The organism is Massilia sp. UYP32, assembly GCF_050434365.1.
Taxonomy (GTDB): Bacteria; Pseudomonadota; Gammaproteobacteria; order Burkholderiales; family Burkholderiaceae_D; genus Telluria; species Telluria timonae.
The window spans coordinates 189,850-210,674 of record NZ_JBNDIK010000003.1; the positions used below are offsets into that span (position 1 = coordinate 189,850).

Here is a 20,825-nt window from a genome sequence, read left to right on the forward strand (position 1 = left end):
AAGAAAATGGAGATGCCGCTGGCATGCCGATCTTTCGTTCAAACCGGCCTCGACGCCGTGTTCCGGCCTCACCTTCCCAGGGCCGCCGCGACGCCTGCAAAAACCGACTTTCAATAGTTGAATCAAGCACTTGGTACCGCTTCAACAGCTCGCACGACACTGCTTTGACTTCGGAAACTAATAGGCACATAATAAATTTCATAAACGCAAAAAAGGCGTTCTCCACCACGCAAGGATTTGGCTATCCGCCGAATCGACAAGACGCAATCGCACGTGAATTCCTTTAACGGCGCCGGCCATCCCGGCGCGGCACGTGACGACCGAACAAGGAGACCGCGATACCGGGGCCCCGGGCAGCTTCGACAGTGGCTGCTGTGACAGTGATTCGTTGTTGGCACATTAAAGGAACTTCAATGAGCATCTTTGAAAACTACGCGGCCCGCTATGAGCGTACCCGGGAAGAGGAATACTCCCTGGCGGAATATCTCCAACTGTGCAAGAAAGACCCGCTGACCTATGCCAGCGCGCCGGAACGCATGCTGGCCGCGATCGGCGAGCCCACCCTGGTCGATACCCGCCTCGATCCGCGCCTGTCGCGCATCTTCGCCAACAAGGTGATCAAGATCTATCCGGCCTTCCGCGAGTTCTACGGCATGGAAGAAGTGATCGAGCAGGTGGTGTCCTATTTCCGCCATGCGGCGCAGGGACTCGAAGAGCGCAAGCAGATCCTGTATTTGCTCGGTCCGGTCGGCGGCGGCAAATCGTCGATCGCCGAAAAACTCAAAAGCCTGATGGAACTCGTGCCCTTTTATGCGATCAAGGGCTCGCCGGTGAATGAATCGCCGCTGGGCCTGTTCAGCGAAGAAGAAGACGGCACCATCCTCGAAGAAGACTACGGCATTCCGCGCCGCTACCTGCGCGCCATTCCGAGCCCGTGGGCGGTCAAGCGCCTGCACGAATACGGCGGCGACATCAACAAGTTCCGCGTGGTGAAGCGCTATCCGTCGATCCTGAAACAGATCGCGATTTCCAAGACCGAACCGGGCGACGAAAACAACCAGGATATCTCTTCGCTGGTCGGCAAGGTCGATATCCGCAAGCTCGAGGATTTCCCGCAGGACGATCCGGACGCCTACAGCTATTCCGGCGGCTTGTGCCTGGCGAACCAGGGCCTGATGGAATTCGTCGAGATGTTCAAGGCCCCGATCAAGGTGCTGCACCCGCTCCTGACCGCCACGCAGGAGGGCAATTACAAGGGCACCGAAGGCTTCGGCGCGATTCCCTTCGACGGCATCGTGCTGGCGCACTCGAACGAATCCGAATGGAAGACCTTCCGCAACAACCGCAACAATGAGGCGTTCCTCGACCGTATCTACATCGTGAAGGTGCCGTATTGCCTGCGCGTGTCCGATGAAATCCAGATCTACGACAAGCTGCTGCGTAATTCCTCGCTCGACAAGGCGCCATGCGCGCCCGGCACCCTGCGCATGATGTCGCAGTTCGCCGTGCTGTCGCGCCTGAAGGATCCGGAGAATTCGAGCATCTTCTCCAAGATGCTGGTCTACGATGGCGAAAACCTGAAGGACACCGACCCCAAGGCCAAGTCGCTGCACGAATACGTCGACTATGCCGGCGTGGACGAAGGCATGAACGGCCTGTCGACCCGCTTCGCGTTCAAGATCCTGTCCAAGGTCTTCAACTTCGACAATACCGAAGTGGCGGCCAATCCGGTGCACCTGCTGTACGTGCTCGAACAGCAGATCGAGCGCGAGCAATTCCCGCCCGAGACCGAGCAGCGCTATCTCTCGTATATCAAGGAACACCTGGCGCAGCGCTACGTCGATTTCATCGGCAAGGAAATTCAAACCGCCTACCTGGAAAGCTATTCCGAGTATGGCCAGAACATCTTCGACCGCTATGTGACCTTTGCCGACTTCTGGATCCAGGACCAGGAATTCCGCGATCCGGATACCGGTGAAAGCTTCGACCGCGAATCGCTGAATGCCGAGCTGGAAAAGATCGAAAAGCCGGCAGGGATTTCGAATCCGAAGGATTTCCGCAACGAGATCGTCAACTTCAGCCTCAGGGCGCGCGCCACCAATGCCGGCAAGAATCCGGCCTGGACCAGCTATGAAAAGTTCCGCAGCGTGATCGAGAAGAAGATGTTCTCGAATACCGAGGAACTTTTGCCGGTGATTTCCTTCAATGCAAAAGCGAGCGCCGAGGATGCGAACAAGCACGCCGACTTCGTCGCCCGTATGGTAGAGAAAGGCTATACACCAAAGCAGGTGCGTCTGTTGTGCGAATGGTATCTGCGTGTGCGCAAGTCGTCGTGACAAGGCGTGTTGCCGAATGGCTGCAGGCCGCCACCGGCAAGACGCGACGCTGCGCGTGCGCCGCACGCTCGTTCGCGCAGCGTATTAAGATAGGGGTGCCGTCGCATGCGACGGCGCCAGAGCGCGAGCGGTAGATCTTGTGCCGACAGTTCCGCGCTTATACTAAGCAGGAGGCCTGTTTTGACTTACCTCATCGACCGTCGCTTGCAGGGCAAGAACAAGTCTGCGGTCAACCGCGAACGTTTCCTGCGCCGCTACAAGGCGCAGATCAAGGATGCTGTCGGCCGCGCCATCAAGGGCCGCTCGATCACCGACATCGAGAACGGTGAAAAAGTCACCATTCCCGTCAAGGACGTGAACGAACCGCATTTCGGCCACGCCCATGGCGGCGTGTATGAAACCGTCAACCCCGGCAATACCGAGTATCAAAAGGGCGACCAGTTCAACCGGCCCCGCGGCGGCGGTGGCGGCGCCGGGCGCGGCCGCGCCGGCAACAGCGAACAGACCGTCGAAGACGATTTCATCTTCGAGCTGTCGCGCGAAGAATTCATGAATTACTTCTTCGAGGATCTCGAGCTGCCGAACATGGTCAAGACGCAGCTGACCCAGACCATCGAATACAAGAACCAGCGCGCCGGCTACAACGTGTCCGGCACGCCCTCGAACATCCACGTGCTGCGCTCGCTGCGCGGCGCATTGGGGCGCCGCATTGCCATCGGCGGCCCCGCGCGGCGCGAACTGGCGGATGCCGAAGAAGCGCTGCAGGCGCTGCTCGACCAGGGAGCGCCGTCCGACGATGAACAGGTGGTCGCGCTGAAGGACCGCATCCATCACCTGCACATTCGTCTGAACGCCATTCCGTTCATCGATCCGTTCGACCTGCGTTACGCAAACCGGATCAAGGTCCCCAAGCCCAGCACCCAGGCCGTGATGTTCTGCATCATGGACGTGTCGGGCTCGATGGACGAGACGCGCAAGGATACGGCCAAGCGCTTCTTCATCCTGCTGTATCTCTTCCTCAAGCGGGTCTATGAAAAGATCGACGTCGTCTTCATCCGCCACCACACGGCGGCGGCCGAGGTCGACGAGAACGAGTTCTTCCATTCGCGCGAGTCGGGCGGCACCGTCGTCTCCTCGGCCCTGCACCTGCTGCAAAAAGTCATCACCGAGCGCTACGGCAGCGCCGACTGGAACGCCTACGTGGCGCAAGCGTCGGACGGCGACAACTGGGATAACGATTCGGTGCTGTGCAAACAGATTCTCACCAGCGCGATCATGCCGCGCGTGCAGTATTACACCTATGTCGAGATCACCGATGGCCCGCCGCAAAACCTGTGGGAGCAATATTGCGACGTCGCCGCCCAGCACCGCAATTTCGCGATGCAAAAGATCGTGACCCCGGCCGACATCTATCCGGTATTCCGGGAACTGTTCAAAAAGCAGGCCAAATAGCCTGCGGACGGGTCAAAAGACATACCTGCAGTCAACAGCGAGGCGCCCCATGCCAAGAGATCCAAGCAATCCGCGCGCCCTGCCCGAACAGTCGGAGTGGACCTTCGACCTGATCGAGCAGGCGCACGAAGAAATCAAGCGGGTGGCCAAGCGTTACGGCCTGGACACCTATCCGAACCAGCTCGAGATCATTACCGCCGAGCAAATGATGGATGCCTACACGTCGGTAGGCATGCCGGTCTCCTATAACCACTGGTCGTTCGGCAAGCATTTCCTGAGTACCGAGAAAAGCTACCGCCGTGGCCAGATGGGCCTGGCCTACGAGATCGTCATCAACTCGAATCCCTGCATCGCCTACCTGATGGAAGAAAACAGCCTGACGATGCAGGCGCTGGTGATCGCCCACGCCGCCTACGGCCACAATTCTTTCTTCAAAGGAAATTACCTGTTCCGCAGCTGGACCGATGCCGACGCCATCGTCGACTATATGGTGTTTGCCAAGAACTATATCGCCGAATGCGAGCAGCGCTATGGGATCGATGCGGTCGAGGAGTTGCTCGATTCCTGCCATGCGCTGCAAAACTATGGCGTCGACCGCTACAAGCGGCCGGCCAAGCTGTCGGTGGCGCAAGAGGCGGCGCGCACCAAGGAGCGCGAGGAATACGCCCAATCCCAGGTCAATTCGATCTGGCGCACCCTGCCCCAGCGCGAAGAACAGGTGGCGGCGGATGCGCCGACCCACCGCTTCCCACCCGAGCCCGAGGAAAACCTGCTGTATTTCATCGAGAAATATGCGCCGCTGCTCGAACCCTGGCAACGTGAGCTGGTGCGGATCACGCGCAAGATTTCGCAGTATTTCTATCCGCAGCGCCAGACCCAGGTGATGAACGAGGGCTGGGCCACTTTCTGGCACTACACGATCCTGCAAGACCTGTATAAAGAGGGGATCGTCGGCGACGGCTTCATGCTCGAGTTCCTGCAAAGCCATACGAACGTGGTTTATCAACCGCCGGCCAACAGCCCGTATTACAGCGGGATCAATCCCTATGCCCTCGGTTTCGCGATGATGACCGATATCCGGCGCATCTGCGAAAACCCGACCGATGAAGACAAAACCTGGTTCCCCGACATCGCCGGCAGCGACTGGCTCAAGACGCTCGACTTCGCGATGCGCAACTTCAAGGACGAGAGCTTCATCGCCCAATACCTGTCGCCCAAGCTGATTCGCGACTTCCATTTCTTCGCCGTGCTGGACGACGACCGCAGCGACAAGCTGACCATCTCGGCCATCCATGACGAGGCCGGCTACCGCTACGTGCGCCACAAGCTGGCCGAGCAGTACAACCTGGGCAGCCGCGAGCCGAACATCCAGGTCTGGCAAGTCAATACGCGCGACGACCGCGCCCTGACCCTGCGCCACACGCAATACAACCGCCGCCCGCTCAACGGACAGGCGCAAGAGGTGCTCAAGCACGTGGCCCGGCTATGGGGCTTCGACGTGCGGCTCGAAACGGCTGACCCGGCCGGGCACGTGGTCAGCTTCCTCGAGTGCCGGCGCGAGAAGCGCGGGCGCTGAGCGGCGCGCGCGGCCGGCTCATTGTTGACCACCGCGACCGTGGGGTGGACGGCTACGCCGTCCACGCGCCCAATCCACGCTCGCACGGCGATTCACGCCCTGGTTGACTACGTGGGCGGCTGAGCCGCCTTCCCCATGATTTCGCGGCTGACCGTTCCTGCCGGCGGTTTTGCCCTGCCTTTTATTCCGCATTAACGCCCCACTGCGCGGCGCAGCACCTTGCCTTGCCTATGCATGTTCAATTAGGCTCATCTGCTATCGCCAACATACAGATTTCATGGTATGTTCCCGACATCACATGTTAGCGCTGTCACAACCAAGTCATGGTAATTTGACGGTGAAGGACCTAGCACTAACTAAGTAATATAGTTTGTCGCAGAAGGTGTGGGAGCGCGCAGCTTTCATTCCTGTCGAGACGAAGCATCAAATGGCGCACGGTTGAGCCATCGCAAGCAGTCTAAGGCGTATCACTTTTATCTATACCTATGTACGCGCGGGACGGCTTCCAGGGAAATCCGAGGAGGCCGGAGGGTAATAAGAATTGGCTATTGTTTGCAGAAAGACCATTGTCGAGTCATATTAAATTTGCCAAGCGACTGATTTGGCATCAGAAATTTGGCAAACATGACATCTACACTGATCTTCCACGCGATGAGGAGAATCGATACATAAAACTACACATTTTCCGGCCTTCCGGACCCCTCAAACCGACCTCGCCGGGCTTGTATAGATGAGCTTGTTTGCCTGCATTTACAGGTAGTTAGCGCACCTTTCGCTGCTGTAAAAATGTATGTGCAAAAAAGAATTCGTAGGTATAATTCTTCGATGTCCCGGATGCGGCTCTAGGCTTTTGTCGTGTTTAGTGGGTTTGGTAGCAACAAAAAAGAGTTGGTATTGGAGAAATATGGCATGAATTTTTCGAATGAGAAGCAACCCGGGAAAAATTTCACAGGCTTCATCGTAGTCGTCATCCTTCACATCATCGTGGGATGGGCGCTCGTCGCTGGCCTGGGTACCCGGATCGTCAGCACGGTGACCGAAGCTGTGGAAACCAAGCTGATTGAAGAGACCGCGCCGCCGCCGCCGCCGGAAACTCCGCCGCCGCCGCCGCCGCCAGAAATGAAAGCGCCGCCGCCGCCGTTCATCCCGCCGGTCGAAGTGCAGGTGCAGCAACCGCCACCACCGCAAAACACGATCGCTACCGCGACCAACACGCCGCCGCCAACCACCCAGCTGGCTCCGCCGGCACCGCCAGCTCCTCCGGCTCCGCCGGCACCGCCGGCACGTGGTCCTAGCCGTACCGAGGCAGTGGCTGACTTTAATACTTGCGCACGTCCGGAATATCCACGTTCGTCGCAGCGCAATGAAGAAACCGGTACCACGACCCTGCAGTTCCTGATCGGTGTCGATGGTCGGGTGATGGAAGCCAAGCTGGCGAAGTCGAGTGGCTTCCGTGACTTGGACCGAGCCGCGCAATCGGCTCTGAGCAAATGCCGATTCAAGCCCGCCATGATCGATGGCAAGCCGGAACAGGCGTGGACAGCGGTGCAGTACGTCTGGACGCTGGAATAAAACCGAGACAGGTCACCGTCTCAAACTTTGATTGTCGTTGTCGTTAAGTTCAGCGAACTGTCTATTTAATATCTTTGGAGGAAGCATGTTTAAGAATACCCGTTTGTCCGCTTTCCTGGCGGCTGTCCTGTTGTCGGTAACCGCAGCATCGGCTCTGGTGTCCGCTCCGGCCTTCGCTCAAGAAACCCCGGCAACCGACGCAGCTGCGCCAGCGGCGACCGACGCAGCTGCACCAGCTGTTGACCCAGCTGCTGCTCCTGCAGACGCTGCCGCCGCTCCTGCAGACGCTGGCGCGCCAGCCGCTGCTCCAGGTGGCGAGCAAACCGAAGAAGTCTACAACCCGTACGGCCTGCAAGCGATGTGGGAACACGGCGACTTCGTCAACAAGGGCACCCTGATCATCCTGTCGCTGATGTCGATCGGTTCGTGGTACATCATCATCACCAAGCTGATCGATCAGCAGAAGATCATGAAGCAGTCGAAAGACATGCAAGCCAAGTTCTGGAAAGCACCGTCGATCGCTGCTGGTTCGGCTCAGCTGAAAGAAGGTTCGCCATTCCGCTTCATCGCTGAAACCGGCACCAAGGCAACCCAGCACCACGACGGCGCCCTGCTCGAGCAGATCGACCTGTCGACCTGGGTCACCATGCAGATCCAGCGCGCAGTGGACCGCGTCCAGTCGCGTCTGCAAGACGGCCTGTCGTTCCTGGCAACCGTCGGTTCGACCTCGCCGTTCATCGGTCTGTTCGGTACCGTCTGGGGCATCTACAACGCACTGACCGCCATCGGCATGTCGGGTAACGCATCGATCGACAAGGTCGCAGGTCCAGTCGGTGAAGCACTGATCATGACCGCTTTCGGTCTGTTCGTTGCAGTTCCTGCCGTTCTGGGTTACAACTGGCTGGTGCGTCGTAACAAGACCGTCCTGGAAGACATCCGTTCGTTCTCGGCTGACGTTCACTCGGTCCTGATCTCGGGCGCAATGTCGACCTCGAACGCAGCTGCCGCAGCTAAAAAGATTGGATAAACTATGTCGATGAGTGTCGGTTCCGATTCCGGCGAAGATGCACTGAATTCAGAGATCAACACGACGCCACTCGTTGACATCATGTTGGTTCTTCTGATCATCTTCCTGATCACGAGCCCGGTGGTGCTGAATCTGCAGAAAGTGACCCTTCCTTCAGAAGAGAACCAGGTCACCCTGACCAAGCCGGAAGATGTGAATATCACCGTCAATAAAGACGGCGAGATGTACTACAACCAGACTCACCTCGCGAACACGGACGAGCTGTTCAAGTTCCTCGCGGAGCAGTCGGTGAAAGTGCCGCAACCGGCGGTGAAAGTTCGTGGCGACCAGGAAACCCGCTACGAAGCGATCGGCCGCGTGATCTACACGGCACAACGTGCTGGTGTGCAGAAGGTTGGCTTCGTTATCGAGCCACCGGGCTGATAGCCCAGCATGCGGCGCCTGGCTTTCGAGCCGGGCGCCGTAACCTTCTCCCCAACATTAGATAAGGACACACCCATGAGTATGAACGTAGGTGGAGGCGGCTCCGCAGCAGCAGCCGATCCGGAACCGATGATGGAAATGAACATGACGCCGTTGATCGACGTCCTGCTCGTTCTGATCATCATGCTGATTATCACGATTCCGAAGCAAAACCACTCCGTCAATCTGAACATGCCAGTTGGTAACCCGCCGCAAAGCGATATCAAACCGGTGGTGATCACGATCGACGTCGACTTCGACGGTACCATCCTCTGGGATGGCGAAGTCATCCCGGATCGCGCGACGCTCGAAGCCAAGATGAACGCCGTTGCAGCCATGGCCGACCAGCCTGAAGTGCACCTGCGTCCGAATAAGCTGGTAGAGTACAAGGTAGTTGCCGGTGTCATGGCATCCGCCCAGCGTATCGGCGTCACCAAAATCGGCATGGTCGGTAACGAGCAGTTCCAGTAATCGTTCCATGTTTGAACCAACACGGCAGGGCTATCCCTGCCGTGTCCATTTTGAAATAAGGATTTTTCAGATGATCAAGTTCCGTCTCGCTCACCTCAGCCTTGCAATGGCCGCTCTGGGCTTTACCGCGCTCACCCCGGTAATCGGCCTGTCTTCCGCCGTCGCGCAGGAAGCAATGCGCCCGGAGATTGGCAAACCGCTGCAGCAAGCCCAGGCCCAGATGAAACAGGGCAAGCACAAGGAGGCACTGGCTACCCTGCGCGGACTGGACAAGGTGGGCAACAAGACCGCCAATGAAAGCTACCTGATCGAGCGCGTGCGCGCCGGGGCTGCTTCGTCGGCCGGCGATTACGATACCGCCGCCAAATCCTTCGAAGCCCTGCTCGCGTCGGGCAAGCTGAGCGCCAACGAGCGTTCGCAATTCGCCGAAGGCCTGGTGGGCATCTATATGCGTGCAGGCGACCTGAACAAGGCCAACGCCACCATCCAGAACTTGCTCAAGCAGAAGGATGATCCGAAGCTGCGCGCTTACCTGCTGCAGAACTATTACAAGCAAGGCAACACCGCCGCCCTCGAGCAAGAACTGCGCACCATCGAGAAAAGCGGCCGCCTGAGCGAAGACCAGCTCGGCATGCTGGCCAATATCCAGCTCAAGAAGAACGATACCGCCGGCTACGTGCGCACCATCGAGAAGCTGGCCGCCAGCTATCCAAAGGCGCAGTACTGGACCGACCTGCTGAACCGCGTGCAGCGCCAGCCGGGCTACTCGCAGCGCCTGAACGTCGACGTCTATCGCCTGAAGCTGGCCAACAACCTGCTCAAGAAGCCGAGCGAGTACATGGAAATGGCCCAGCTGGTGCTGCAGGCGAAAGCCCCGGCCGAAGCGATCAAGATCATCGACAAGGGCTACAAGGCCGGCGCCCTGGGCACCGGCACCGACGCCGCGCGTCACCAGCGCCTGAAGGACCTGGCCGAGAAGAACCTGGCAGAGCAGAACAAGAACTTCGCTGCGCTGGAAGCCGAGCACACCGCGGTCAAGGACCAGGACTCGCTGGTGGGCCTGGGTTACGCACTGGTGCAGGCTGGCCAGGCCGACAAGGGCCTCAAGATGATGGAAGCGGCCATCAAGGCCGGCGGCCTGAAGAACCCTGAAGACGCCAAGCTGCGCCTGGGCGAAGCCTACGCCGCTGCCGGCAAGAAGCAGCAAGCCATCGCCACGCTCAAGACCGTGGGCGGCAAGGACGGCACCGCCGAACTGGCCCGCTACTGGATCCTGGCGATCAACAATCCGCTGTCCTGATCGAGCCTGTCCCCGCGCAGGCGGGGATCCAAGCTGCGAAAACGCCGCCTTCGGGCGGCGTTTTTTATTGCGCCATTCGATAACATGAATGGGCAGATCCATGGCCATCGCCTCGGTGCAACAATCGCTTTACCGTATAATCAGGGTTTTGGCGCCGCTCCATTGTCGCGCGGCTTGCAACCGGACCCAGATTTGATGAAGGTATTTCGCGGACTTCCCAACGACAGGGCGCGCGCGCCCTGCGCGCTCACGATCGGCAATTTCGACGGCGTCCATCGCGGCCACCAGGCCCTGCTGGCCCATGTGCGCAGCGCCGCCGCGGGGCTCGGCCTGGAAGCGGCCGTGATGACGTTCGAACCCCATCCGCGCGAATACTTCGCCCGCAAATCCGGCGACCTGTCGCGCGCCCCGGCCCGCATCGCCAACCTGCGCGACAAGCTCGAGGATCTCGACCAGGCCGGCATCGACCGCGTCATCGTCGAGCATTTCAACGAACAGTTCGCCGCCATGTCGCCGCGCGACTTCATCGAGCGCGTGCTGGTCGACGGCCTGCACGTCAAGTGGCTGATGGTCGGCGACGATTTCCGCTTCGGCGCCAGGCGCCAGGGCGATATCGCGATGCTGGTCGAGGCCGGCCGCGAATTCGGCTTCGACGTCCACACCCTCGACGCCGTCATGCACGGCGACCAGCGCATCTCGTCCTCGGCCGTGCGCGCCGCCCTGCTGGAAGGCGATTTCGTCCGTACCAAGGAATTGCTCGGCCATCCATATGCGATGTCGGGCCACGTGATCCATGGCCAGAAGCTGGGCCGCACGCTGGGCTTTCCGACCATGAACCTGCGGGTGGCGCACCGCCCTGCTCTCTCGGGCATCTTCGTCGTGCAGGTGCACGGCCTGGCGGACGCGCCGCTGCCGGCCGTGGCCAGCCTGGGCGTGCGTCCGACCGTCGAGGATGCCGGCCGTATGCTGCTTGAAGTACATGTGTTCGACTACGCCCAACAATGCTACGGCAAGCTGGTGCGCGTGGAGTTCCTGGCCAAGCTGCGCGACGAAGAGAAATACGACGACCTGGCCACGCTCACTGCCGCGATCGACAACGACGCGGCCCAGGCGCGCGCCTTCTTCGCCCACCGCAACAGCGCGCTGACGGCGACCGACCGAATTTGAGCGCGCTTCCCGAGCCGCGATGGCTTGCCGGAAGCGCCTCACCCGACTCTGCCGCGGCGCGCTGCGCCGTGCACACCGAACACTTACCAGAAGAAGCTTATGTCCGATACCAAACAAAACAACGGCCAGTCCCAGGCACCTAAGGGCCAGAAAAAGCCTGAAAGCAAATACCCGGTCAATATGACCGACACCCCATTCCCGATGCGCGGCGACCTCGCCAAGCGCGAGCCGGGCTGGGTCAAGCAATGGCAAGATAAAAAAATCTACGAGCGCGTGCGCAAGGCCGCCGCCGGCCGTCCGACGTTCATCCTGCACGACGGTCCGCCGTACGCCAACGGCGACATCCACCTGGGCCACGCCGTCAACAAGATCCTGAAAGACATGGTCATCAAGTCGCGCACCATCGCCGGCTTCGACGCGCCGTATGTGCCGGGCTGGGATTGCCACGGCATGCCGATCGAGATCCAGATCGAAAAACTGTACGGCAAGAACCTGCCAACCGCCGAAGTGCTGCAAAAGGCGCGCGCCTATGCGCTCGAGCAGATCGACCGCCAGCGCGCCGGCTTCATCCGCCTGGGCGTGCTGGGCGAGTGGGACAATCCGTACATGACCATGGCCTACAGCAACGAGGCCGACGAGCTGCGCGCGCTCGGCACCCTGCTGGAAAAAGGTTATGTGTACCGCGGCCTCAAGCCGGTGAACTGGTGCTTCGACTGCGGTTCGGCGCTGGCCGAGGCCGAAGTCGAATACCAGGACAAGCGCGACCCGGCGATCGACGTCGGCTTCCCCTTCCACGAACACGACAAGATCGCCGCCGCCTTCGGCCTGGATACACTCCCGGTCGATCAGGGCTTCATCGTGATCTGGACCACCACCCCGTGGACCATCCCGTCGAACCAGGCCCTGAACGTCGGTCCGGAAGTCGGCTACTCGCTGGTGCGGGTCGAGCGTGACGGTCAGCCGCAACTGCTGATCCTGGGTTCGGAACTGGTGGAGTCGGTGCTGGCCCGCTACAAGCTGGAAGGCACGGTCATCGCCACCACGGTCGGCGCCAAGCTCGAAGGCATCCGCTTCAAGCACCCGCTGCACGCCCAGGATCCGTTCTACGACCGCCTGTCGCCGGTCTACCTGGCCGACTACGTGACCGTCGACAGCGGCACCGGCGTGGTCCACTCGGCCCCGTCCTACGGCCTGGAAGACTTCCAGTCGTGCAAGGCGCACGGCATGAAGGACGACGAGATGCTCAAGCCCGTGATGGGCGATGGCCGCTTCGCCTCGAGCCTGCCGCTGTTCGGCGGCATGACCATCTGGGAAGCCAGCAAGCCGATCTGCGGCGCGCTGACCGAAGCCGGCGCCCTGTTCGAACTCAAGATGTTCGACCACAGCTACATGCACTGCTGGCGCCATAAAACCCCGATCGTCTATCGCGCCACCAACCAGTGGTTCGCCGGCATGGACATCACGCCGAAGGACGGCGGCCCGACCCTGCGCGAGACCGCGCTGGCCGGCATCGAGAAGACGCAGTTCTTCCCGGACTGGGGCCAGGCGCGCCTGCACGGCATGATCGAGAACCGTCCGGACTGGACCCTGTCGCGCCAGCGCCAGTGGGGCGTGCCGATGGCCTTCTTCGTGCATAAGGAAACCGGCGCGCTGCACCCGCGCACCCCAGAACTGCTGGAGCAGGTGGCCAGGCTGATCGAAGCCGGCGGCATCGACGCCTGGCACAATCTCGACCCGGCCACCCTGCTGGGCGAGGACGCCGCGACCTATGAAAAGAACAAGGACACGCTGGACGTCTGGTTCGATTCGGGCAGCACCCACCAGACCGTGCTGCGCGGCTCGCACAAGGCGCAGTCGAGTTTCCCGGCCGACCTGTACCTGGAAGGTTCGGACCAGCACCGCGGCTGGTTCCACTCGTCGCTGCTGACCTCGTCGATGCTCAACGGGACCCCGCCCTACAAGGCGCTGCTGACCCATGGCTTCACCGTCGACGAGAACGGCAAGAAGATGTCCAAGTCGCTCGGCAACACGATGGCGCCGCAAAAGATCTCGGACACCCTCGGCGCCGACATCCTGCGCCTGTGGGTGGCCTCGACCGACTACACGGGCGAATTGTCGATCGGCGAAGAGATTCTCAAGCGCGTGACCGAGTCGTACCGCCGCATCCGCAACACGCTGCGCTTCCTGCTGGCGAACACCTCGGACTTCGACCCTGCCCTGCACGCAGTGCCGATGCTTGAATTGCTCGAGATCGACCGCTATGCGATCGCCTCGATGGCGCAGCTGCAGGACGACGTCGCCGCCCACTTCGAGCGCTACGAATTCCACCCGGTCGTGTCGCGCCTGCAGAACTACTGCTCGGAAGACCTGGGCGGCTTCTACCTCGACATCCTGAAGGACCGCCTGTACACCACCGGTGTGGAGTCGCAGGCGCGCCGCTCGGCCCAGACCGCGCTGTGGCACATCGCCCACTCGCTGCTGCGCGTGATGGCGCCGATCCTGTCGTTCACCGCCGAAGAAGCGTGGGAAAAGTTCGCAGGCGCCGAGGCGTTCGCCGCCAGCGACGAGACCATCTTCACCCAGACGCTGTGGTCCTTCCCGGAACTGCCGGATGCCGAGGCTCTGCTGGCGAAATATGCGCTGCTGCGCCAGGTCCGCACCGACGTCACCAAGCAGCTCGAAGAAGTGCGCGCCTCGGGCGCCATCGGTTCCTCGCTGCAGGCCGAGCTGGCGATCAAGGCCGCGGGCGAGAAGTACCGCGCGCTGGCCAGCCTGGATGACGACCTGAAGTTCGTCTTCATCACCTCGCAGGCGAGCGTCAGCGAAGTGGCGGCCGAAGCCGACGAAGCCGTGGAAGTGGCGCCGTCGACCTTTGAAAAGTGCGAGCGCTGCTGGCACTACCGCCGCGACGTCGGCCACGACCACGCGCATCCGACCTTGTGCGGCCGCTGCACCAGCAACCTGTTCGGCGCCGGCGAGAAGCGCCGCTACGCCTAAGCTCCTGCGGGTCGATCGACCCGCGGGTTTTCCGCCATGCCGCCGTCCCGGGCGGCATGGCGCGCACCGACACCACACACCATGGCAACCAAAAAGAAACCAGCCGCATCCGCATCCGGTCCCAAACTTGTCACCCGCAGCACCAGCGCCAGCCTGTTCCCCTGGATCGGCCTGTCCCTGATCATCGTCCTGCTCGACCAGGTCACCAAGATCACCGTCGAACGCACCTTCGCCTATGCCGAGACGCTGCCGATCACGGGCTTCTTCAACCTGATCAAGGTGTACAACCCGGGTGCGGCGTTCAGCTTCCTGGGCGACGCCAGCGGCTGGCAGCGCTGGCTGTTCCTCGGGATCGCGATCGCCGCCGTGGTGTTCTGCATCTACATGATGTCGAAGAACGCGAGCCAGCGCCTGTTCTGCTTTGCCCTGGCCCTGGTCATGGCCGGCGCGATCGGCAACGGCATCGACCGCGTGGTGCATGGCCACGTGATCGACTTCCTCGATTTCTACTGGACCGGCATCGGCCACTTCCCGGCCTTTAACATCGCCGACATCGGCATCTCGGTGGGCGCGGTCCTGTTCGTCCTCGACGAGCTGCGCCGGGTGAACAAGTCCTAGTCGCAAGGAGATTCAACATGGAGCTGAAAGGCAAGCGCATCGTCCTCGGCCTGACCGGCGGCGTGGCCTGCTACAAGGCGGCCGAGCTGTGTCGCGCCCTGGGCAAGCAGGGCGCCAGCGTGCAGGTGGTCATGACCGAAGCGGCGACCCATTTCATCGGCGCGGTCACCATGCAGGCCCTCTCTGGCCAGCCGGTCTACCTGGACCAGTGGGATGCGCGCATGGCCAACAATATGGCCCACATCGACCTGACCCGCAACGCCGACGCCATCCTGATCGCGCCCTGCTCGGCCGACTTCATGCGCAAGCTCGCGCACGGCGCGGCCGACGACCTGCTGTCGCTGCTGTGCGTGGCGCGGCCGCGTCACGTGCCGCTGCACGTGGCGCCGGCGATGAACGTCGAGATGTGGGAAAACCCGGCCACCCAGCGCAACGTCGCCCAGCTGCTTGAAGACGGCGTCAAGCTGTTCGGCCCCGGCTGCGGCTCGCAGGCCTGCGGCGAGACGGGCCTGGGCCGCATGCTCGAAGCCGAGGAACTGGTCGAAGAGCTGATCGCCTCGTTCCAGCACAAGGTGCTGGCCGGGCGGCGCGTCCTGATCACGGCCGGCCCGACTTTCGAGCCGATCGATCCGGTGCGCGGCATCACCAATCTGTCCTCGGGCAAGATGGGCTATGCGCTAGCGCGCGCGGCGCGCGAAGCGGGCGCCGAGGTGACTCTGGTCTCGGGCCCGGTGTCGCTACCCACGCCGCATGGCGTGCGCCGCATCGACGTGCTGACCGCGCAGCAGATGCACGACGCCGTGATGGCGGGCGTGGAAGGCCAGCACGTGTTCATCGGCGTGGCGGCGGTGGCCGACTGGCGCGTCGCCAATGCCAGCGACCAGAAGATCAAGAAGACGGCGGACGGCGCGCCGCCGCAACTGGAATTCGCACAGAACGCCGACATCCTGGCCGCGGTGGCGGGCACGGTGTCGTTGTCGGGCTGGCCCTACTGCGTGGGCTTCGCGGCCGAATCCGAGCAGCTGGAACAGTACGGCGCCGCCAAGCGCGAAAAGAAAGGCATCCCTCTGTTGGTGGGCAATATCGGCCACCAGACTTTCGGGCAGGATGACAATACCGTGATCCTGTTCGACGAGAGCGGCCACACGGTGCTCGAGCGGGCCGACAAGCTCACCCTGGCGCGCCAGCTGGTGTCCGAAATCGCCAAGCGCATCGAACAGCGCTCCCTGCTCACCTAAAACACATAACAAGCATCACATGAAGAATATCGACCTCAAGATCCTCGACCCGCGCATGAAAGAACTGCTGCCGGCCTACGGCACCCCTGGCAGCGCGGGCCTCGACCTGCGCGCCTGCCTCGATGCGCCGCTCACCATCGAGCCTGGCCAGACGGTGCTGGTGCCGACGGGTCTCGCCATCCACATCGGCGATCCGGGCTACGCCGCCATGATCCTGCCGCGCAGTGGACTCGGCCATAAGAGCGGCATCGTTCTGGGCAATCTGGTAGGCTTGATCGACTCCGATTACCAGGGCCAGCTGATGGTCTCCACCTGGAACCGCAGCGCCGCCACCTTCGTGCTGCAGCCGATGGACCGGCTGGCGCAGCTGATCGTGGTGCCGGTGCTGCAGGTCGGCTTCAACGTGGTGGAGGAGTTCGCATCGAGCGACCGTGGCGCCGGAGGCTTCGGCAGCACCGGCAAACAATAACAACACGTGAGGAGGACCATGATCCCAATGCACCGTCTTCAACGCTTCAAGTCCGCGGCCCTGATCGCGGGCACGGCGGCCTTGCTGGCCGCCTGCAGCACGCCAGGCCAGATGCAATCGTCGAGCACGCCGGGCGTGATCCCGAGCCAGGCGTCGGGCAAGCCCGAAGTGACGCCGCAGATGGCGGCGGCAGCCGACACGCTCACCCGCATGGCGACCCAGCACGACCGCCTGTACCGGATCGCGGCCCCCCTCCTGATCGACAACGCCCAGCTGTGCACCAAGCACGCGCGCAACCTGCTCGGCTTCACCGCCAAGAACCGCTACACCTATCCGGGCCAGTACAACGAGGCGGCCTGGGTGGTGCTGGGCATGGGCGAGCGCCTGCAGGTCACCAACGTCCTCGCCGGCAGCGGCGCGGCGCGCGCCGGCCTGCGCCAGGGCGACCGCCTGGTGGCGGCCGGCGGCACGCCGCTGCCCGAAGGCCCGAACGCCCTGTCCCAGGCCGGCGCAGTGTTCGGCCCGATCATGTCGAAGCAGGCCAGCCTGCCGCTGTCGATCGAGCGCAACGGCAACCAGCGCGACCTGACCATCCCGGTCACCCGCGCCTGCGCCTTCGCGATCGAGCTGGGCAACGCCGACAACATCAACGCCTACGCCGACGGCTCGCGCGTGATGGTCACCCGCGGCATGCTGGGCTTCGCCCAGAACGACGACGAGCTGGCCTACGTCGTGGCGCGCACGATGGCGCACAATATGCTGGGCCACGCGGCCACGCAGCGCAACGCCGCCACCATCGGCAGCATCATCGACAACCTCACCGCGATCACGCCCGACACCTCGATGCTGATCGGCAGCGGCGGCATCAAGGCCATGCCGGTGGCCGACGACGTGGCGGCCGACCGCCTGGCCATCTACCTGGTGGCGCGCGCCGGCTACCGCATCGACGGCGCGTCCGCCTTCTGGAAGCGCCTGGCGGCCACCTACCCGGCCCGTATCCTCAACGGCTACACGGCCAACCACCCGTCGACCACGCAGCGGATCGCGGCGATCGACAAGACGGTGGCCGAGGTGAAGGCCAAGCAGAGCGGCAAGAAACCGCTGGTGCCCTGAAAGCCCGGCCATGCCGGCGTGCGCGGCGCTCCCATGCCGCGCACGCCGGCGCCAGCGCCCTCCGCGCTTTTTTTGTATGATTGTCCATCTTGTATCTATCCCGCATACGGCGGCGACCACACCATGGACAGCATCGACCTCGACGTACTGAAAACCTGCGCCGCCTGGCTTGCCGGCGGCCAGCGCTGCCAGCTGGTCACGGTGATCAAGACCTGGGGCTCTAGCCCGCGCCCGGTCGGCGCCACGCTCGCCATCTGCGAGGACGGCCAGGTGGTCGGCTCGGTCTCCGGCGGCTGCATCGAGGACGACCTGATCGCCCGCGTGCGCGACAACGGCATCGAGATCACCCTCCCCGAAATCATCAGCTACGGCATCAGCGCCGACGAGGCGCACCGCTTCGGCCTGCCCTGCGGCGGCACCATCGAGCTGGCCATCGAGCCGCTGTCGATCGAGAGCCGCATTCCCGAACTGCTGGCGCGTCTGGATGGCGGCGAGCTGGTCGAGCGCCGCGTGCACCTGGCCAGCGGCGCGGTCAGCCTCGGCAAAGCCCAGGCCAGCGCCATCCAGCGCATCGAGGATGGCGTGCTGCACACCCTGCACGGCCCGCGCTGGCGCCTGTACATCATCGGCGCCGGCCCGCTGTCGCGCTTCCTGGCCACGATCGCGGCCGGCATGGATTACCGCGTCACCGTGTGCGATCCGCGCGAGGAATACCGCAGCGGCTTTTCCATCCCCGGCGTGAGCCTGGTGCACGCCATGCCCGACGACCTCGTGATCGAGGCCAGGCTCGATGCGCGCAGCGCCGTGGTGGCCCTGACCCACGATCCCAAGCTGGACGACCTGGCGCTGATGGAAGCGCTCAAGTCCGACGCTTTCTATGTCGGCGCCATCGGCTCGCGCGCCAACAACGCCAAGCGGCGCGAGCGCCTCAAGCTGTTCGACCTCACCGAGGCCGAACTGGCGCGCCTGCATGGCCCGATCGGCATCTACATCGGCAGCAAGACGCCGGCCGAGATCGCGATCTCGATCATGGCCGAGATGACGGCCGTGAAGAACGCGGTGCCGCAGCAGATGCTGGTGCCGCACGCCGCGGCGCTGACGCTGGCCAGCGCGGCCTGAGTCGGTAGCGTCAATTCAGAAGCAAGGATCGGCTGGCAGGAAAGCGCCGGTCCTGCCACAATGGCCCGTTATCAGACGGGCCATCTTTTTATCAATGAACACCGCGAACATGCTGCGCCTGGTGGCGCTGGCCGCCATCTGGGGCGGCTCCTTCCTCTTCATGCGCATCGCCGCGCCCGTGCTCGGCCCGGCGGTGCTGATCGAGTACCGGGTCGGCTTCGCCGCCCTGTTCCTGGCGCTGGTGGCCTGGGTGTTCCACCTGCGCGGCAAGGGCTCCCCGCTCGGCGTGCGCCGCCACTGGAAGCACTACCTGATCCTCGGCCTGTTCAATTCGGCCCTGCCCTTCCTGCTGTTCGCCTTCGCCGCGCGCACCCTGTCGGCCTCGGTGCTGTCGGTGCTGAACGCCACCGCGCCGATGTGGGGCGCGCTGGTCGGCGCCGTGTGGGCGCGCCAGAAGGTGTCCAGGAACAGCGCGCTCGGCCTGCTGCTCGGCACCTGCGGCGTGGCCCTGCTGGTCGGCTTCGACCACGTGGCCGAACGGCCCGGCGCTGGCATCGCCGTCGGCGCGGCCCTGGTCGCGGCGTTCAGCTACAGCATCGCCAGCCAGTACGCCAAATCAGCTCCGGCGGTGGCGCCGTTCGCCAACGCCCACGGCTCGATGTGGGCGGCCGCCATCCTGGTGCTGCCGCTGGTCGCCTTCTTCCCGGCGCCGGGCGAGCCGACGCCGGGCGTCATGGCCGCCGTGCTGGCGCTGGGCGTGGTCTGCAGCGGCATCGCCTACATCCTCTACTTCAAGCTGATCGAGGAAGTCGGCACCACCTCGGCGCTCACCGTCACCTTCCTCAATCCCCTGTTCGGCATCCTGTGGGGCGCGCTGTTCCTGCACGAAGCCATCGGCTGGCACACGATCGCCGGCTCGGCCATCGTGCTGCTCGGGACTGCGCTGGTGACGGGCTTCCGGCCGCGCTTTGGACGCGCAGCCGCGCCGGCGGGCGGCAAGTGATGGAGACGACGCAGGAGATTGCCCTGCCGCCAGGCTACCGCGTGGCCGACGTCATCGCCTTTCATGGCCGCGACGCCGAAGGCCTGGCCGAGCAGGTCGGCCCGGACGGCTTGCGCAAGGGCGTGCTGCTGGACGGCGTGCCGACCCTGCTCGACATCCGCTTCGACGGCAATGCGGCCCGCTGCCGCCTTGCCTTCGACGCGCCCGTCACGCCCGCGCTCGCAGCGCTGGCCGAGGACGCGCTGCTGAACGTGCTGGGCCTGCGCATCGACCCGGCCGCCTTCGCCGCCTTCGCGCACGACGATCCCGTGCTCGGCCCCGTGCTCGCGCGCCAGCCGGGCCTGCGCATCGTGCAATCGGCCACCGTGTTCGAGGCCCTGACCTGGGCCATCATCGGCCAGCAGATCAACCTGACCTTTGCGATCGCCCTGCGCCGCACGCTGATCCAGCTGGCCGGCCGCCCGCATTCGCGTGGCTTGTGGTGCTATCCGGAAGCGACCGACGTCGCCCGCCTGACGCTGGAAGACCTGACCAGCCGCAGGTTCTCGACCGCCAAGGCCGAGACCGTGCTGCGCGTGGCGCGCATGGCGGTCGACGGCAGCCTGGCGCTCGAGCGCCGGCGCGACGCCGCCCAGGTGAGCCAGGAACTGCTGGCGATCAAGGGCATCGGCCCCTGGACCGTCAATTATGTGTTGCTGCGTGGCTATGGCTACACGGATTGCTCGCTCGAAGGCGACGTCGCCGTGCGCACCGCCCTGCACAATCTGACCGGCAGCGCCCAGCGGCCGACCCTGGCCGAAGCCCAGCGCCTGCTGGCGCGCTATGCGCCGCACCGCACGATGGCGGCCGCCTACCTGTGGGCCAGTCTCGCCGAATAGCAGACGGCGAAGCCGTGCACTGTTTTC

Annotated in this window: 17 protein-coding genes; all 17 read left to right on the plus strand. The window is 63.1% G+C overall.

All coding sequences use genetic code 11. The features are described from left to right. Positions 1 to 413: 413 nt before the first annotated feature. The 17 genes from ABIB42_RS03680 to ABIB42_RS03760 all read left to right on the plus strand — a co-directional run bounded on the left by ABIB42_RS03680 (position 414) and on the right by ABIB42_RS03760 (position 20,798). Entirely contained in the window at positions 414 to 2,336 is a 1,923-nt protein-coding gene (locus ABIB42_RS03680; protein WP_005665796.1) for a PrkA family serine protein kinase, read from the plus strand. A 180-nt stretch (positions 2,337 to 2,516) separates the two neighbouring features. Beyond that, positions 2,517 to 3,788, plus strand: coding sequence for a YeaH/YhbH family protein (locus ABIB42_RS03685; protein ID WP_005665795.1), 1,272 nt, complete (start codon positions 2,517 to 2,519; stop codon positions 3,786 to 3,788). 49 nt (positions 3,789 to 3,837) lie between these two features. Further along, on the plus strand, positions 3,838 to 5,364 hold the full coding sequence (locus tag ABIB42_RS03690) for a SpoVR family protein (RefSeq protein ID WP_005665794.1): 1,527 nt from the start codon (positions 3,838 to 3,840) through the stop codon (positions 5,362 to 5,364). 909 nt (positions 5,365 to 6,273) lie between these two features. Next, positions 6,274 to 6,936, plus strand: a complete 663-nt coding sequence (locus tag ABIB42_RS03695) for an energy transducer TonB (protein WP_005665793.1) — start codon at positions 6,274 to 6,276, stop codon at positions 6,934 to 6,936. An 85-nt stretch (positions 6,937 to 7,021) separates the two neighbouring features. After that, on the plus strand, positions 7,022 to 7,963 hold the full coding sequence (locus ABIB42_RS03700; protein ID WP_205289006.1) for a MotA/TolQ/ExbB proton channel family protein: 942 nt from the start codon (positions 7,022 to 7,024) through the stop codon (positions 7,961 to 7,963). Between the two features lie 3 nt (positions 7,964 to 7,966). Next, positions 7,967 to 8,386, plus strand: coding sequence for an ExbD/TolR family protein (locus tag ABIB42_RS03705; protein WP_005665791.1), 420 nt, complete (start codon positions 7,967 to 7,969; stop codon positions 8,384 to 8,386). A 75-nt stretch (positions 8,387 to 8,461) separates the two neighbouring features. Next, positions 8,462 to 8,896, plus strand: a complete 435-nt coding sequence (locus ABIB42_RS03710) for an ExbD/TolR family protein (protein ID WP_005665790.1) — start codon at positions 8,462 to 8,464, stop codon at positions 8,894 to 8,896. A 70-nt stretch (positions 8,897 to 8,966) separates the two neighbouring features. Beyond that, on the plus strand, positions 8,967 to 10,196 hold the full coding sequence (locus ABIB42_RS03715) for a tetratricopeptide repeat protein (RefSeq protein ID WP_005665788.1): 1,230 nt from the start codon (positions 8,967 to 8,969) through the stop codon (positions 10,194 to 10,196). 195 nt (positions 10,197 to 10,391) lie between these two features. Continuing rightward, positions 10,392 to 11,363, plus strand: coding sequence for a bifunctional riboflavin kinase/FAD synthetase (locus tag ABIB42_RS03720; protein ID WP_005665787.1), 972 nt, complete (start codon positions 10,392 to 10,394; stop codon positions 11,361 to 11,363). 99 nt (positions 11,364 to 11,462) lie between these two features. Continuing rightward, entirely contained in the window at positions 11,463 to 14,360 is a 2,898-nt protein-coding gene (ileS, locus tag ABIB42_RS03725; RefSeq protein ID WP_429247918.1) for an isoleucine--tRNA ligase, read from the plus strand. Positions 14,361 to 14,441: 81 nt separating this feature from the next. After that, complete coding sequence (lspA, locus tag ABIB42_RS03730) at positions 14,442 to 14,978, plus strand: signal peptidase II (RefSeq protein ID WP_005665784.1); 537 nt, start codon at positions 14,442 to 14,444, stop codon at positions 14,976 to 14,978. A gap of 17 nt (positions 14,979 to 14,995) precedes the next feature. Next, on the plus strand, positions 14,996 to 16,216 hold the full coding sequence (gene coaBC / locus ABIB42_RS03735) for a bifunctional phosphopantothenoylcysteine decarboxylase/phosphopantothenate--cysteine ligase CoaBC (RefSeq protein WP_184239115.1): 1,221 nt from the start codon (positions 14,996 to 14,998) through the stop codon (positions 16,214 to 16,216). 19 nt (positions 16,217 to 16,235) lie between these two features. Further along, positions 16,236 to 16,685 (plus strand): dUTP diphosphatase, encoded by a 450-nt coding sequence (dut, locus tag ABIB42_RS03740; protein WP_005665781.1) that lies wholly within the window; start codon positions 16,236 to 16,238, stop codon positions 16,683 to 16,685. 18 nt (positions 16,686 to 16,703) lie between these two features. Beyond that, positions 16,704 to 17,798 carry a M48 family metallopeptidase gene (locus tag ABIB42_RS03745; protein WP_005665779.1) on the plus strand — a complete coding sequence of 365 codons (1,095 nt, stop codon included), beginning with the start codon at positions 16,704 to 16,706 and terminating at the stop codon, positions 17,796 to 17,798. Positions 17,799 to 17,921: 123 nt separating this feature from the next. Next, positions 17,922 to 18,917, plus strand: a complete 996-nt coding sequence (locus ABIB42_RS03750) for an XdhC family protein (RefSeq protein WP_184239116.1) — start codon at positions 17,922 to 17,924, stop codon at positions 18,915 to 18,917. A 94-nt stretch (positions 18,918 to 19,011) separates the two neighbouring features. After that, entirely contained in the window at positions 19,012 to 19,920 is a 909-nt protein-coding gene (locus ABIB42_RS03755) for a DMT family transporter (RefSeq protein ID WP_040775270.1), read from the plus strand. Then, positions 19,920 to 20,798, plus strand: coding sequence for a DNA-3-methyladenine glycosylase family protein (locus ABIB42_RS03760; protein ID WP_429247919.1), 879 nt, complete (start codon positions 19,920 to 19,922; stop codon positions 20,796 to 20,798). The genes ABIB42_RS03755 and ABIB42_RS03760 overlap by 1 nt, the downstream gene beginning before the upstream one ends. Positions 20,799 to 20,825: the final 27 nt, after the last annotated feature.

Bases quoted from the DNA above. Each gene is read 5' to 3' on its own strand.
- ABIB42_RS03680 (WP_005665796.1), top strand. From the start codon at position 414: ATGAGCATCTTTGAAAACTACGCGGCCCGCTATGAGCGTACCCGGGAA.
- ABIB42_RS03690 (WP_005665794.1), top strand. From the start codon at position 3,838: ATGCCAAGAGATCCAAGCAATCCGCGCGCCCTGCCCGAACAGTCGGAG.
- ABIB42_RS03695 (WP_005665793.1), top strand. From the start codon at position 6,274: ATGAATTTTTCGAATGAGAAGCAACCCGGGAAAAATTTCACAGGCTTC.
- ABIB42_RS03700 (WP_205289006.1), top strand. From the start codon at position 7,022: ATGTTTAAGAATACCCGTTTGTCCGCTTTCCTGGCGGCTGTCCTGTTG.
- ABIB42_RS03705 (WP_005665791.1), top strand. From the start codon at position 7,967: ATGTCGATGAGTGTCGGTTCCGATTCCGGCGAAGATGCACTGAATTCA.
- ABIB42_RS03710 (WP_005665790.1), top strand. From the start codon at position 8,462: ATGAGTATGAACGTAGGTGGAGGCGGCTCCGCAGCAGCAGCCGATCCG.
- ABIB42_RS03715 (WP_005665788.1), top strand. From the start codon at position 8,967: ATGATCAAGTTCCGTCTCGCTCACCTCAGCCTTGCAATGGCCGCTCTG.
- ABIB42_RS03720 (WP_005665787.1), top strand. From the start codon at position 10,392: ATGAAGGTATTTCGCGGACTTCCCAACGACAGGGCGCGCGCGCCCTGC.
- ileS (WP_429247918.1), top strand. From the start codon at position 11,463: ATGTCCGATACCAAACAAAACAACGGCCAGTCCCAGGCACCTAAGGGC.
- lspA (WP_005665784.1), top strand. From the start codon at position 14,442: ATGGCAACCAAAAAGAAACCAGCCGCATCCGCATCCGGTCCCAAACTT.
- coaBC (WP_184239115.1), top strand. From the start codon at position 14,996: ATGGAGCTGAAAGGCAAGCGCATCGTCCTCGGCCTGACCGGCGGCGTG.
- dut (WP_005665781.1), top strand. From the start codon at position 16,236: ATGAAGAATATCGACCTCAAGATCCTCGACCCGCGCATGAAAGAACTG.
- ABIB42_RS03745 (WP_005665779.1), top strand. From the start codon at position 16,704: ATGATCCCAATGCACCGTCTTCAACGCTTCAAGTCCGCGGCCCTGATC.
- ABIB42_RS03750 (WP_184239116.1), top strand. From the start codon at position 17,922: ATGGACAGCATCGACCTCGACGTACTGAAAACCTGCGCCGCCTGGCTT.
- ABIB42_RS03755 (WP_040775270.1), top strand. From the start codon at position 19,012: ATGAACACCGCGAACATGCTGCGCCTGGTGGCGCTGGCCGCCATCTGG.
- ABIB42_RS03760 (WP_429247919.1), top strand. From the start codon at position 19,920: ATGGAGACGACGCAGGAGATTGCCCTGCCGCCAGGCTACCGCGTGGCC.